Raw genomic sequence first — 13,926 nt, forward strand, 5'->3', positions numbered from 1 at the left:
ACACTGATGAAGATGGTGCATCCGGGAGGATTCGAACCTCCGACCGCTCGGTTCGTAGCCGAGTACTCTATCCAGCTGAGCTACGGATGCAAAATGGCGGTGAGGCGGGGATTCGAACCCCGGATGCAGCTTTTGACCGCATACTCCCTTAGCAGGGGAGCGCCTTCAGCCTCTCGGCCACCTCACCACACGCCTCTTGCGAGTGCTTCGAAGAACTTGTTTCTGCTCATCGTCGCTGCGTGGCGCACATATTACTTTCTGGGACTTATAAGTCAAACAATTTTTCCCACCCCTGAATCGATTGCACACTTCGCAGGCAATTCGGGCGTAAAAAGGTCAAAAAGGATGTTTTATCAGCAGAATATCTGCATCGTGAATACAAAAGACGACAGGCGCTGTGGCTTGTGGAAGGCAAGAAAAGCGATCGGGAGAAGAAGAAATTAAAGGTGAAATGCAGAAGCAATGAAAGTGTAACGGGAGAGGAGGACAATCTGAAAAGAGCCGCGTCTCGCGGTTAAGCGAGACGCGATAATATCAATAACTGGACTGCTGCGATTTTTCAGCCTGGATACGCTGGTAGATCTCTTCACGGTGAACAGATACTTCTTTAGGGGCGTTAACACCAATACGTACCTGGTTACCCTTCACGCCTAAAACAGTCACAGTGACCTCATCCCCAATCATGAGGGTCTCACCAACTCGACGAGTCAGAATCAGCATTCTTTGCTCCTTGAAAGATTAAAAGAGTCGGGTCTCTCTGTATCCCGGCATTATCCATCATATAACGCCAAAAAGTAAGCGATGACAAACACGCTACGTGTAAGCAGTCACGGCATTACATTCTGTTAAACGTAAGTTTAGCCGATATACACAACTTCAACCTGACTTTATCGTTATCAATAGCGTAGTGGCAATCACGCCACAACCCGAAGGTTATGGCGTTTGCATACGCTTTGTAATTATTACAACTTCGCGCTTACCCAGCCTTTTACAGTAGCAAGTGCTGCCGGAAGGGCTGACGCATCAGTGCCGCCAGCCTGGGCCATGTCTGGTCGACCGCCCCCTTTGCCACCCACTTGCTGAGCAACCATTCCTACCAGTTCCCCTGCTTTGACGCGATCTGTCACGTCCTTAGACACACCCGCAATCAGAGAAACCTTACCTTCTGCGACCGTAGCCAGCACGATAACTGTTGAACCAAGCTGATTCTTCAGATCGTCAACCATAGTACGCAGCATCTTAGGCTCAACGCCCGCCAGTTCACTGACCAGCAGCTTCACGCCATTGATATCTTCCGCCTTACCGGACAAGCTGGCGCTCTCCAGTGCGGCCTGTTGTTCTTTAAGCTGTTGCAGCTCTCTTTCTAACTGACGGGTTTTATCCAGAACGCTACGCACTTTTTCGCCCAGGTTCTGGCTGTCGCCTTTCAGCAGTTGCGCGATGTCGTGCAATTGATCGCTTTGCGCATGCAGACTTTCAATTGCCCCCTGCCCTGTGACGGCTTCAATACGACGTACGCCCGCTGCGGTGCCAGACTCAGACACAATGCGGAACAGGCCGATGTCACCGGTACGGGAGGCGTGGATACCGCCGCACAGTTCAGTTGAGAAATCACCCATGCTGAGTACGCGTACGCGCTCGTCATATTTCTCGCCAAACAGCGCCATTGCGCCCTTCGCCTTCGCGGCATCGAGATCCATGATGTTGGTTTCGATTGGCAGGTTACGGCGAATTTGCGCGTTAACCAGATCTTCTACCGCACGGATTTCCGCAGGCTTCATCGCTTCGAAATGCGAGAAGTCAAAGCGCAGTGCTTTATCGTTGACCAGAGAACCTTTCTGGGCAACATGCGTACCCAGCACTTCGCGCAGGGCGGCGTGCATCAGGTGGGTGGCGGAGTGGTTAAGACGAATGCGATCGCGGCGCGCGTTATCCACTTCCGCTTTCACACCATCGCCCACTTTCAGAGAGCCGTTCGCGAGCTTGCCCTGATGACCAATCGCCTGGCCGTATTTCTGTGTATCGTTAACGGTAAAGCTAAAGCCGTTACCGTTCAGTTCGCCTTTATCACCTACCTGGCCGCCGGATTCTGCATAGAATGGCGTTTCGTCCAGCACGACAACGGCGTCCTGGCCTGCGCTGATGGCATCAACCGCTTTGCCATCCACAAACAGCGCGGTCACTTTACCGGTCAGTTCAGTGTGATCGTAACCTTTAAATTCTGAGCTGCCGTCTACGCGGATCATCGCATTGTAGTCAGCGCCAAAACCGCTGGATTCACGCGCCCGACGGCGCTGCTCTTCCATTGCGGCTTCAAAACCGGCTTCGTCTACTTTCAGATTACGCTCACGGCACACATCGGCGGTGAGATCCACCGGGAAGCCGTAGGTGTCATACAAGCGGAAGGCGGTTTCACCGTCCAGCGTATCGCCGGTCAGTTTTGCCAGCTCTTCGTCCAGCAGCGCCAGACCACGCTCCAGCGTGCGGGCAAACTGTTCTTCTTCCGTTTTCAGGATCTGCTCGACCTGCATCTGCTGGCGTTTCAGATCCTCACCCGCGGCACCCATCACGCTAACCAGCGGACCAACGAGTTTATAGAAGAATGTGTCTTTTGCGCCCAGCATGTTGCCGTGACGAATCGCGCGACGAATGATGCGACGCAGCACGTAGCCACGGCCTTCATTGGACGGGGTTACCCCATCAGCGATCAGGAATGCACAGGAACGAATGTGATCGGCGATAACGCGCAGGGATTTATTACCCAAATCCGTTGCGCCCGTGACTTGTGCCACAGCTTTAATCAGCGTGCTGAACAGATCGATTTCGTAGTTGGAGTTAACGTGCTGCAGCACAGCCGCGATGCGCTCCAGACCCATGCCGGTGTCCACAGACGGCTTCGGCAGCGGTTCCATGGTGCCATCAGCCTGGCGGTTAAACTGCATGAAGACGATGTTCCAGATCTCAATGTAGCGGTCGCCATCTTCTTCCGGGCTACCCGGCGGGCCACCCCAGATGTGATCGCCATGATCGAAGAAAATCTCGGTGCACGGACCGCACGGTCCGGTGTCGCCCATCTGCCAGAAGTTATCTGAGGCATACGGCGCGCCTTTGTTATCACCGATGCGGATAATGCGCTCACGCGGAATACCGACTTCTTTTTCCCAGATTTCGTAAGCTTCGTCATCCGTTTCATACACGGTCACCCACAGGCGCTCTTTCGGCAGGGCAAACCAGTTTTCACCCGTCAGCAGTTCCCATGCGAACTGAATGGCCTCGTGCTTAAAGTAATCACCGAAGCTGAAGTTACCCAGCATTTCGAAGAAGGTGTGGTGACGCGCGGTGTAACCGACGTTTTCCAGATCGTTGTGTTTACCGCCCGCACGCACGCAGCGCTGCGAGGTGGTTGCGCGGGAATAATTACGTTTGTCGAGGCCAAGGAACACGTCCTTGAACTGGTTCATCCCGGCGTTGGTAAACAGCAGAGTTGGATCGTTGTTAGGGACCAGGGAGCTGCTGGCAACTACCTGATGTCCTTTACTATGGAAAAAGTCGAGAAACGCCTGACGGATCTCAGCGGTGCTCTTGCTCATAATTATCCTGAAATCAAGCTAACGAAATGTCGCAGCCAGCGTCTACCTCTTTACAGGGCAGCTGCCAACTACTGGAAAAAGTGGGAATAAGATAAGTTTTCTTTGATACGAAGTAAAATCCCGTATGCAGTCAATCGTCAAAATTTAGCCACACGGCCTGAATATCTTCCATCATAAAGCCGCGATACATCAAAAAACGCTGAACTTTCACTTTTTCCGCGAAGGTGGTCGGCAAGGGTTCACCAAATTTGCGGTACGCCTGTTCACGGGCAATAGCGACCCAGTCGATCTCGCATTCGCGCATCGCGGTTTCTCCCGCTTCGCGCCCGATACCTTTCTGATTTAACTCCTGGCGAATGCGCGATGGGCCATAGCCTTTGCGGCCACGGCTGGCGATAAACTGCCGGGCAAAGCGGGCATCATCGAGGTAGTTATTTTCATAGCACCAGTCGACAACTTTATTGATGTCGTCCTCGGTGGCGTCTACAGGTTCAGGGCCGGTTTTGGTGATGATGGGGGCGGTGAGTTTACGGCGAAACTCCTGCTCGCTGTGGTCGCGCATCGCCAGAATACGCATTGCCCTGTCCAGCAGACGGGCGTAGGCAGAACGGCGGGGTGAGGTCTCAGACATGGTAAACCTACCTGGAATTCAATAGCAAAAGGGCTGCAGAAGCAGCCCTTGTTTTAACAGAGTGTCAGAGTGTTAAAACTCTTCGTCGCCATCTTTAGCGTGTTCGTCTTTATCATCAACGGTGAAATCTGGCTTGGTGTCAGGATTAGTAAGCAGCATTTCGCGCACTTTTTTCTCGATTTCCTTCGCCGTCGCCGGGTTCTCTTTCAGCCAGGTGGTAGCGTTCGCTTTACCCTGACCGATTTTTTCGCCGTTGTAGCTGTACCAGGCACCCGCTTTTTCGATCAGCTTCTCTTTCACGCCCAGGTCAACCAGTTCGCCATAGAAGTTGATACCTTCGCCGTACAGGATCTGGAATTCAGCCTGTTTAAACGGTGCCGCGATTTTGTTCTTCACGACTTTAACGCGGGTTTCACTACCCACCACGTTATCGCCCTCTTTCACCGCACCGATACGGCGGATGTCGAGACGCACAGAAGCGTAGAATTTCAGCGCGTTACCGCCAGTGGTGGTTTCCGGGTTACCGAACATCACACCAATTTTCATACGGATCTGGTTGATGAAGATCAGCAGGGTGTTGGACTGCTTCAGGTTACCGGCCAGCTTACGCATCGCCTGGCTCATCATACGTGCTGCGAGGCCCATGTGAGAGTCACCGATTTCGCCTTCGATTTCCGCTTTCGGCGTCAGCGCCGCAACGGAGTCGACCACCAGCACGTCAACCGCACCAGAGCGCGCCAGCGCGTCACAGATTTCGAGCGCCTGCTCACCGGTATCCGGCTGCGAACACAGCAGGTTGTCGATGTCGACACCCAGTTTGCGGGCATACACCGGGTCCAGTGCGTGCTCGGCGTCAATGAACGCACAGGTTTTACCTTCGCGCTGTGCTGCGGCAATAACCTGCAGCGTCAGGGTGGTTTTACCTGAGGATTCCGGCCCGTAGATCTCTACGATACGGCCCATTGGCAGGCCGCCTGCGCCCAGTGCGATATCCAGTGAAAGCGAACCGGTAGAGATGGTTTCCACATCCATAGTGCGGTCTTCACCCAGTCGCATGATGGAGCCTTTACCAAATTGCTTTTCAATCTGGCCCAGTGCTGCCGCCAACGCTTTCTGTTTGTTTTCGTCGATAGCCATTATTACTCCTGTCATGCCGGGTAAAGCCGAAATGCTCACCGGGGATTACTGTTTTGTTGCCGCAATTATACTGTATGAGCATACAGTATCAAGTGTTTTGTAGAAATTGTTGCCACAAGGTTTTCAGGGCATAAGCTGTGGCCTGACGACGCACGCTTTCGCGGTCACCGGCGAAGCATTCGCAGCGCGTAATGCCCTCGCCTGCGGCGCTGGCAAAGCCAAACCACACGGTGCCGACAGGTTTTTCCGCGCTGCCACCGTCGGGTCCGGCGATGCCGCTAATCGAAATCGCATAGGCTGCGCGCGCGGCTTTAATGGCACCAATGGCCATCTCAACCACAACCGGTTCGCTCACTGCGCCATGCGCCTCAAGCGTCGTAGGTTTTACGCCAATCATTTGCGCTTTTGCTTCATTACTGTAGGTGACAAAGCCGCGCTCAAACCAGGCGGAACTGCCCGCCACATCGGTGATCACTTTCGCCACCCAGCCGCCGGTGCAGGATTCAGCGGTAGTAAGCGTAGCGCCGCGTGCCTTAAGCGCAAGCCCGATGCGCTCGCTCAGTTGCATTAACTCGCTGTCCGTCATCATGACTCCGTAAGTGAATAAAAACATGGCGCACAAGATAGCACCTTCTCAGTGTAGATGGGGACGGGATGCCGATTTTACGAGGAGGCTTCAGAAAAAAGGCCAGCAAGCGCTGGCCTTCGTCATTTTGTGCTGCGGGCGGGCAACGTTTACTTCACGCGCGACAACGCCACTGTTTGCCCCAGTTGCCAGACCGCCATCGCATAGTGCGTACTGTGGTTATAGCGGGTGATGGCGTAGAAGTTTGGCAGGCCGTACCAGTATTCGTAGCCTGTTCCCACGTCGAGACGTAACAGGCTGGCTTCCTGGTGATTGCCCAGCGACTGCTGCGGGGTTAACCCGGCAGCGGCCAGTTGCGACACGCTGTATTTGGTTTTGAAGCCGTTCTCCAGTCCCGGAGCCTGACCGAAAGCCGGTACCGCCACCACATCACCTTTCACCCAGCCGTGGGCTTTAAAGTAATTCGCTACGCTGCCAATCGCATCCACCGGGTCCCACAGGTTGATGTGGCCGTCGCCATTAAAATCAACCGCATACTCTTTATAGGAGGAGGGCATAAACTGCCCGTAGCCCATCGCCCCCGCAAAAGAGCCTTTCAAATCGAGCGGATCGTCACGCTCATCGCGCGCCATTAACAGGAAGGTTTCCAGTTCACTGGAGAAATATTCCGCACGACGTGGATAGGCAAAGGAGAGTGTTGCCAGCGCATCAAGAATGCGGGTTTTCCCCATCACGCGGCCCCAGCGGGTTTCCACGCCGATAATGCCGACGATAATTTCCGGCGGCACGCCATACACCTGCCAGGCGCGGGTCAGCGCATCTTCATATTGATTCCAGAAAGCGACACCGTTTTGCACGTTGTCCGGGGTAATAAACTGTTTGCGGTAGCGCAGCCAGGCCCCGTTCGGCCCTGACGGCGGCAGTCCGGTTGTCGGAGCCTGCCTGTCCATCAGACGCAGCACGGAATCGAGGCGCTTCGCCTGCGAGAGGATCTCCTGCAACTGCTGGCGATCGAAGCCGTGCTTGCTCACCATTTTATCGATGAACTGTTCTGCCGCCGGGTTATTGGCAAAATCACCGCCCAGCAGCATCACATTATGCTGCGGCTCCAGCAGGAATCCGCCAGAAGGTGCGGGACTGGTGGTGGTTTCTGCCTGAGTCAATTTGGGTTTGCTGCTACATGCGCTGAGCAACACGACGAGAGGTAAAAGAGCTGCGTAACGACGCTTAAACATGAGACATCCATATAACGAATTCGGCCAGAGAGAATTATGGTAAAGCATCTGACTATCCACAAGGAAGCGGCATCACAACGCAAATTTCTTTCATTCTGTAAGGCGAAGTCCGGGGATTACCCGATGATTTGATCTTTCCCTCTGATAAGCGCAGGCAAATCCACTATCATCGACAGCTTCAAAAATAAGGGACTTTTTTGCCGGAGAGAGCCATGAGTGAGTTTCTGTTAAATACCGCCCGTCAGACACTGCTGCTGGAGTTGCAGGAAGCCAGCCGCCTGCCTGAGCGCCTTGGCGAGGATTTTATCCGCGCCGCCAACGCCATCATCCACTCCGAGGGCAAAGTGATTGTCGCCGGGATCGGCAAGTCCGGGCACATCGGTAAAAAAATCGCCGCCACGCTCGCCAGCACCGGCACGCCGTCGTTTTTCGTCCATGCGGCTGAAGCCCTGCACGGCGATTTAGGCATGATTGAACCGCGCGACGTGATGCTGTTTATCTCTTACTCCGGCACCGCTAAAGAGCTGGATTTGATCATCCCGAACCTGAAAGACAAAGGCGCAAAACTGCTGGCGATGACCGGGAAATTACGCTCCCCGCTGGCGCTGGCCGCCGATGCGGTGCTGGACATTTCCGTTGAACGCGAAGCCTGCCCGATGCGTCTTGCGCCGACCTCCAGCACGGTTAACACCCTGATGATGGGCGACGCGCTGGCGATGGCGGTCATGCAGGCGCGCGGCTTTAACGAAGAAGATTTTGCCCGCTCCCACCCGGCAGGCGCGCTGGGTGCCCGGCTGTTGAATAAAGTGCATCACCTGATGCGCACCGGCGACGCACTCCCACAGGTGCAGGACAACACCAGCGTAATGGACGCCATGCTGGAACTCAGCCGTACCGGGTTAGGCCTGGTGGCGATATGCAATGCCGCGCGTAACGTCGAAGGGGTGTTTACCGACGGCGATTTACGTCGCTGGCTGGTCGGCGGCGGGAATTTAAACGCGCCGGTGGTGGAAGCCATGACCAAAGGCGGCGTGACGCTCCAGGCGCAAAGCCGCGCCATCGATGCCAAAGAGATCATGATGAAACGTAAGATCGCCGCCGCCCCGGTCGTGGACGAAAACGGCGTTCTCACGGGCGCAATTAACCTCCAGGACTTCTATCAGGCGGGCATTCTCTAGCCCTTCAGCCCCAGACGCTTCGCCAGCCGGTGCAGGTTGGCGACGTCTGTTTCCAGCGCGCGGGCGCAGGCCGCCCAGTTACCGCCGTGCTCACGCAGCGCCGTACTTATCATCTCCCGCTGAAAGGCTTCGGTGGCGTCACGTAAATTTTGTGCCGTCACCAGCGGCGCTTTCGGCGGCGTGACGGTAACCGGCGCATCACGCAGCGCAAAATGATTCACATCCAGCACCACGTCGTCATCGCGTGCGGTAGCACGGGCCAGCACCACCGCGCGATGTACCGCATGTTCCAGTTCGCGCACGTTGCCAGGCCAGCCATACTCCAGCAGTTGCGCCCGTGCGCCAGCACTCAGCACCACCCGTGCCAGCCCCAGCCGCAGACGGCACTGCTCGCAGAAATAGCCCGCCAGCAACACCACATCTTCCCCACGCTCGCGCAGCGGCGGCACCGACAGCGGGAACACGCTCAGGCGATGGAACAGATCGGCGCGAAAACGCCCGGCCAACACTTCGTCACGCAGATCGCGGTTAGTCGCCGCCAGCACCCGCACGTCCACGCGCAGGCTGCGATCGTCCCCGACGCGCTGAATATCGCCATACTGCAACACCCGCAACAGCTTGGCCTGCAACGCCAGCGACAGCTCGCCGATCTCATCGAGAAACAGCGTGCCGTTGTCGGCCATCTCAAATTTACCGCTGCGGTTGCTGATAGCCCCGGTAAACGCGCCCTTCACATGGCCGAACAGTTCACTTTCAGCAACGCTCTCCGGCAATGCGGCGCAGTTTAAATACACCAGCGGATTGACCGCGCGCGGCGATCCCTCGTGGATGGCCTTCGCCACCAGCTCTTTACCGGTACCAGTTTCGCCGCTGATCAGCACGTTGAGATCCGACGCCGCGACGATTTCAATCGCCTTTTTCAGCTCGCTCATGCCGGGCGACAGGCCGATCATCTCGCCGTGCGGCACAGGTTCAAACGCCGCTGGCGTGCCGGGCAGCATGTTCTGGCTCTCCAGTTGCTCGATGAGCAGCGCGTTATTCAGCGCCCCCGCCGCCAGCGCAGCAATCAGGCGCAGTTCTTCATTACTGAAGGTATCAAACTGGTCGGGGTCCATGCCGTCGAGCGTCAGCGCGCCAATCAGATGCTGTCCGGCAAACAGCGGCAGGCCGATACAGGCGTGCACCTTCAGACTTTCGTTACCGGGGATCAGGCCGTCATAAGGATCGGGCAGATCGCTGTCCGCCGGGAAGCGCACCACGTCCCCGGCGCGGGCGATAGCCTCAAGTCTGGGATGGCCCTCCAGAGTAAAACGGCGGCCTAAAACGTCGCGCGCCAGTCCGTCGATAGCGAGCGGAATAAACTGCCGCGCCTCATAGCGCAGCAGCGCCGAGGCATCACAGCCCAGCACCTGACGCAGTGTGGTGATCAGCCGCTGAAAGCGATCCTGATGCCCCACCCCGCTTTGCAGTTCAATGGCGATAGCCGCCAGCACCTCAACAGAAAAACTCATTATCGCCTCGCAGTCATTTTGACAATGCATAATGTCATATTGACTGTACTTATGATAGTCATTTTGACGTCACCCGTTTTGTCATAAATATATAAACCATTATAAATCAAATACTTAAAAAACTGGCACGCATCTTGATATAAGCAAGTTATCTGAAAAAATAACTGCACGGGAATTAAGACGATTATGACTATTCATGTAAAAAATAATATTCACTGGGTTGGCCAACGTGACTGGGAAGTGCGTGATTTTCACGGCACCGAATACAAAACCCTGAAAGGCAGCAGCTATAACAGCTACCTGATCCGCGAAGGGAAAAATGTGCTGATTGATACCGTCGATCATAAATTCAGCCGCGAATTCGTGCAGAACCTGCGCAATGAAATCGACCTCGACGCCATCGACTACATCATTATTAACCACGCCGAAGAAGATCATGCGGGCGCGCTGACCGAGCTGATGTCATACATCCCGAACACGCCGATTTACTGCACCAACAACGCCATTGATTCTATTAACGGCCACCATCATCACCCGGAATGGAATTTCCACGTGGTCAAAACCGGGGATTCGCTGGATATCGGCAACGGCAAGCAGTTGATCTTCGTTGAAACACCGATGCTGCACTGGCCGGACAGCATGATGACCTACATGACCGGCGACGCGGTGCTGTTCAGCAACGACGCGTTCGGTCAGCACTACTGCGACGAGCGCCTGTTTAACGACGAAGTGGATCAGGCCGAACTATTCGAGCAGTGCCAGCGCTACTACGCCAACATCCTGACGCCGTTCAGCCGCCTGGTGACGCCAAAAATCATGGAAATTCTCGGCTTCAACCTGCCGGTCGACATGATTGCCACCTCGCACGGCGTGGTCTGGCGCGATAACCCGACGCAAATCGTCGAGCTGTACCTGAAATGGGCGGCGGATTATCAGGAAGATCGCATTACGATTTTCTACGACACCATGTCGAATAACACCCGCATGATGGCTGACGCTATCGCCCAGGGCATCAACGAAGTCGATCCGCGCGTGGCGGTGAAAATCTTCAACGTCGCCCGCAGCGATAAAAACGACGTCCTGACCAATGTGTTCCGCTCCAAAGGCGTACTGGTGGGCACCTCCACCATGAACAACGTGATGATGCCGAAAATCGCCGGGCTGGTGGAAGAGATCACCGGGCTGCGCTTCCGTAACAAACGCGCCAGCGCTTTTGGCTCGCACGGCTGGAGCGGCGGCGCGGTAGACCGTCTTTCCACCCGTTTGCAGGATGCCGGGTTTGAAATGTCATTAAGCCTGAAAGCGAAATGGCGACCGGATATGGACGCGCTGGAAATCTGCCGCCAGCACGGGCGTGATATTGCACGTCAGTGGGCGCTTACCCCGCTGCCGGAAGCCGCTCCGCAACAGGAAGCCTGTGCCTGTGCTGCCGCCGCTGCCGCCGAACTGGGGCCGCAAATGCAGTGCAGCGTCTGCCAGTGGATTTACGATCCGGCAAAAGGCGAACCGATGCAGGATGTCGCCCCCGGCACGCCGTGGTCAGAGGTCCCGGATTACTTCCTCTGCCCGGAATGCTCGCTGGGTAAAGACGTGTTTGACGAACTGGCGATGGAGGCAAAATGAACGCAGGCATCGTGATTATCGGCTCGGGCTTCGCCGCCCGCCAGCTGGTGAAAAACATCCGTAAACAGGATGCGAACGTGCCGGTGACGCTGATCGCCGCCGACAGCATGGACGAGTACAACAAGCCTGATTTAAGCCATGTGATTAGCCTTAACCAGCGGGCGGGCGATCTCACCCGCCAGTCAGCGGGAGAATTTGCCGAGCAGTTTAACCTCAGCCTGCACCCGCACACCCGCGTCACCGATATCGATGCGGGCGCACAGGTGGTGAAAAACGCTGATAAAACCTGGCACTACGACAAGCTGGTGCTGGCCACAGGCGCGGCGGCGTTTGTGCCGCCGGTGCCGGGCCATGAGCTGATGCTGACGCTAAATAGCCAGCAGGCGTACCAGGCCTGTGAAGGGGAATTACGCGATGCGCAGCGGGTACTGATTGTGGGGGCGGGACTGATTGGCACCGAACTGGCGATGGATTTTTGTCGCGCGGGCAAAGCGGTAACGCTCATCGACACTGCCGCCAGCCTGCTCCCCTCGCTGATGCCACCGGAAGTGAGCAGTCGCTTACAACATCGCATCACTGAGATGGGCGTGCATCTGCTGTTGAACTCGCAGTTGCTGTCGCTTGAGAAAACCAGCACAGGCATCCGGGCGACGGTTAACGGCAATCGCCATGTGGAGGTAGATGTGGTGATTGCCGCCACCGGCCTGCGCCCGGAAACCGCGCTGGCACGGCAGGCGGGCGTGACAATCCATCGCGGCGTGGCGGTAAATCGCTATCTGCAAACCAGTGACGCGAATATTTACGCGCTGGGCGATTGTGCGGAGATCGACGGCCAGCTACTGCCGTTTTTGCAGCCGATTCAGTTAAGCGCGATGACCCTGGCGAAGAACCTGACCGGCAGCAACGCCCCCCTGACCCTGCCGCCGATGCTGGTGAAAGTCAAAACGCCCGCCCTGCCGCTGCATCTGGCCGGTGAAACAGCGCGGGGCGATTTGCACTGGCAGATTGAAACCCGCCCGGACGGGATGCTGGCGAAGGGGTTTGACGGTGAGCAGTTGCGCGCGTTTGTGGTGAGTGAGGATCGGATGAAAGAGGCGTTTGGGTTGTTGAAGCAGTTGTCAGTGTAGTTTCACCCTCACCCCGGCCCTCTCCCTGAGGGAGAGGGGGAAAGGCGGGATTGTGCTCGATCTGTCCCCTCTCCCTAAGGGAGAGGGTTAGGGTGAGGGGTCATCGACTCCCGCTGCATTAACTCCCCTGCGAAAATCTGCTGATATTTAAACTCCCCACCATCCAGCATAAAGATTAATCGGTTGATGGTTTCTTTAATCATCTCCGTGACCGGAATACGCACGCTGGACAGCGCCGGGACAATATAGGGCGCGAGCGCGATATCATCAAAACCAATTACCGAAACATCCTCCGGCACCTTTATTTCGCAGGCATGCAACTGTTTTATCGCGCCTATCGCCATATCGTCATTGCTGGCGACCAGCGCAGTGAAATCCACACCGCGGGATAATAACGTCGACACCCCGGCGGCACCGCTGGCGGGGGTCCATTTCCCTTCGGCAATCAATTCATTACGCACGTTCACGCCGTGCTGCGACAGCGCATCTTTATAGCCTGATAAACGCTCGATGCCGGTCGGGGAATCCAGTGAACCGGTAATAAACGCAATATCCCGATGCCCCTGCGCTAATAACGTCGACACAGCCATAAAACTTGAGGCTTTCTGATCGGAATAAATACAGTGGCTGCTATTTTTACGCAGGCGGCGATTGAGCACCATAATAGGCTGAGAATGGCTGTCGATAATCTCATCCATTTCATCGACGCTGAGAAAACGCGGATAAATAATAATCGCGTCGCAGCGTAAATCGAGTAAATACTGAATCGCCTGGCGCTCTTCCTCCGCGCTGTGTTTCCCGTCGGCAAGAATAAGCTGCCGCCCGCTGTCTTCAGTCATTCTGGCGGCGTGAAATAACAGCTCGCTGAAATAAACTCCGTGATAGAGGGTGTTGGTCACCACGAGACCGAGCGTCTGCGTTTTTTTGGTCGCCAGATTACGCGCCAGCAAATTGGGCCGATAGCCGCTCTCTTCGATGGCCTGAAACACCCGGTCTTTGGTTTCCTGGCTGACGTAGCCGTTGCCCGTCAGCACCCGGGAAACCGTCGCCTTAGACACTCCCGCCCGCTTTGCGACCTCAAGCATCGTGGTCATTATGATCGTCCCTTTAATTTCGATAAGCCGAAGTGTACGCAGATTGCCGATTGCCCTGCAACATTTTGCCTGGACAACAAATCTTCAAGTTTTTGGTGATGAACCTCACGAAACCAAATCACGTTTATTGAATCATTTTTTAGATCTCATCATGCTTTTGTGGAACCGGTTTCCTATGTAATGTTTCATCGCTTGCGCGGTGCAACGGTATCTT

General features: G+C 55.6%; 11 protein-coding genes and 2 tRNA genes. 3 read left to right on the forward strand and 10 right to left on the reverse strand.

The genetic code is table 11. The features are described 5' to 3' along the window. Positions 1-13: 13 nt before the first annotated feature. The 8 genes from BM373_RS20140 to mltB form a co-directional block, all read right to left on the reverse strand. Positions 14-90: transfer RNA gene (locus BM373_RS20140), tRNA-Arg, on the reverse strand. A gap of 4 nt (positions 91-94) precedes the next feature. Further along, positions 95-187, reverse strand: a tRNA-Ser gene (locus BM373_RS20145). Positions 188-534: 347 nt separating this feature from the next. Beyond that, entirely contained in the window at positions 535-720 is a 186-nt protein-coding gene (gene csrA, locus BM373_RS20155; protein WP_000906486.1) for a carbon storage regulator CsrA, read from the reverse strand. A gap of 242 nt (positions 721-962) precedes the next feature. Beyond that, positions 963-3,590: an alanine--tRNA ligase gene (gene alaS / locus BM373_RS20160; RefSeq protein ID WP_090465632.1), complete on the reverse strand. Its 2,628-nt coding sequence runs from the start codon at positions 3,588-3,590 to the stop codon at positions 963-965. A 130-nt stretch (positions 3,591-3,720) separates the two neighbouring features. Beyond that, positions 3,721-4,221 (reverse strand): recombination regulator RecX, encoded by a 501-nt coding sequence (gene recX / locus BM373_RS20165; RefSeq protein ID WP_090465637.1) that lies wholly within the window; start codon positions 4,219-4,221, stop codon positions 3,721-3,723. A gap of 72 nt (positions 4,222-4,293) precedes the next feature. Next, on the reverse strand, positions 4,294-5,358 hold the full coding sequence (gene recA, locus BM373_RS20170) for a recombinase RecA (RefSeq protein ID WP_090465640.1): 1,065 nt from the start codon (positions 5,356-5,358) through the stop codon (positions 4,294-4,296). A gap of 88 nt (positions 5,359-5,446) precedes the next feature. Then, a complete protein-coding gene (pncC, locus tag BM373_RS20175) occupies positions 5,447-5,944 on the reverse strand; it encodes a nicotinamide-nucleotide amidase (protein ID WP_090465642.1) in 498 nt (165 codons plus the stop codon). Between the two features lie 149 nt (positions 5,945-6,093). Beyond that, the gene (gene mltB, locus BM373_RS20180; protein ID WP_177220173.1) at positions 6,094-7,179 is read right to left on the reverse strand and encodes a lytic murein transglycosylase B; all 1,086 of its coding nucleotides are present in this window, start codon (positions 7,177-7,179) and stop codon (positions 6,094-6,096) included. 212 nt (positions 7,180-7,391) lie between these two features. On the opposite strand from mltB, the gene gutQ reads away from it, so the two are divergent. Then, entirely contained in the window at positions 7,392-8,357 is a 966-nt protein-coding gene (gene gutQ, locus BM373_RS20185) for an arabinose-5-phosphate isomerase GutQ (RefSeq protein WP_090465647.1), read from the forward strand. Here gutQ and norR read toward each other — a convergent pair. Further along, a complete protein-coding gene (norR, locus tag BM373_RS20190; RefSeq protein WP_090465651.1) occupies positions 8,354-9,868 on the reverse strand; it encodes a nitric oxide reductase transcriptional regulator NorR in 1,515 nt (504 codons plus the stop codon). The genes gutQ and norR overlap by 4 nt on opposite strands. Positions 9,869-10,054: 186 nt before the next feature. On the opposite strand from norR, the gene norV reads away from it, so the two are divergent. Both norV and norW read left to right on the forward strand, forming a co-directional pair. Then, on the forward strand, positions 10,055-11,491 hold the full coding sequence (norV, locus tag BM373_RS20195) for an anaerobic nitric oxide reductase flavorubredoxin (RefSeq protein ID WP_090465654.1): 1,437 nt from the start codon (positions 10,055-10,057) through the stop codon (positions 11,489-11,491). After that, entirely contained in the window at positions 11,488-12,618 is a 1,131-nt protein-coding gene (norW, locus tag BM373_RS20200; RefSeq protein WP_090465656.1) for an NADH:flavorubredoxin reductase NorW, read from the forward strand. Before norV ends, norW begins: the two co-directional genes overlap by 4 nt. A gap of 74 nt (positions 12,619-12,692) precedes the next feature. Here norW and BM373_RS20205 read toward each other — a convergent pair whose 3' ends face one another. Then, complete coding sequence (locus BM373_RS20205; protein WP_090465659.1) at positions 12,693-13,712, reverse strand: LacI family DNA-binding transcriptional regulator; 1,020 nt, start codon at positions 13,710-13,712, stop codon at positions 12,693-12,695. Between the last annotated feature and the right edge of the window lie 214 nt (positions 13,713-13,926).

Origin of the sequence: Enterobacter sp. kpr-6 (assembly GCF_900116015.1) — a bacterium.
GTDB lineage: Bacteria > Pseudomonadota > Gammaproteobacteria > Enterobacterales > Enterobacteriaceae > Enterobacter_D.

Bases quoted from the DNA above. Each gene is read 5' to 3' on its own strand.
- norR (WP_090465651.1), bottom strand. From the start codon at position 9,868: ATGAGTTTTTCTGTTGAGGTGCTGGCGGCTATCGCCATTGAACTGCAA.
- mltB (WP_177220173.1), bottom strand. From the start codon at position 7,179: ATGTTTAAGCGTCGTTACGCAGCTCTTTTACCTCTCGTCGTGTTGCTC.
- gutQ (WP_090465647.1), top strand. From the start codon at position 7,392: ATGAGTGAGTTTCTGTTAAATACCGCCCGTCAGACACTGCTGCTGGAG.
- BM373_RS20205 (WP_090465659.1), bottom strand. From the start codon at position 13,712: ATGACCACGATGCTTGAGGTCGCAAAGCGGGCGGGAGTGTCTAAGGCG.
- alaS (WP_090465632.1), bottom strand. From the start codon at position 3,590: ATGAGCAAGAGCACCGCTGAGATCCGTCAGGCGTTTCTCGACTTTTTC.
- pncC (WP_090465642.1), bottom strand. From the start codon at position 5,944: ATGACGGACAGCGAGTTAATGCAACTGAGCGAGCGCATCGGGCTTGCG.
- recA (WP_090465640.1), bottom strand. From the start codon at position 5,358: ATGGCTATCGACGAAAACAAACAGAAAGCGTTGGCGGCAGCACTGGGC.
- recX (WP_090465637.1), bottom strand. From the start codon at position 4,221: ATGTCTGAGACCTCACCCCGCCGTTCTGCCTACGCCCGTCTGCTGGAC.
- csrA (WP_000906486.1), bottom strand. From the start codon at position 720: ATGCTGATTCTGACTCGTCGAGTTGGTGAGACCCTCATGATTGGGGAT.
- norW (WP_090465656.1), top strand. From the start codon at position 11,488: ATGAACGCAGGCATCGTGATTATCGGCTCGGGCTTCGCCGCCCGCCAG.
- norV (WP_090465654.1), top strand. From the start codon at position 10,055: ATGACTATTCATGTAAAAAATAATATTCACTGGGTTGGCCAACGTGAC.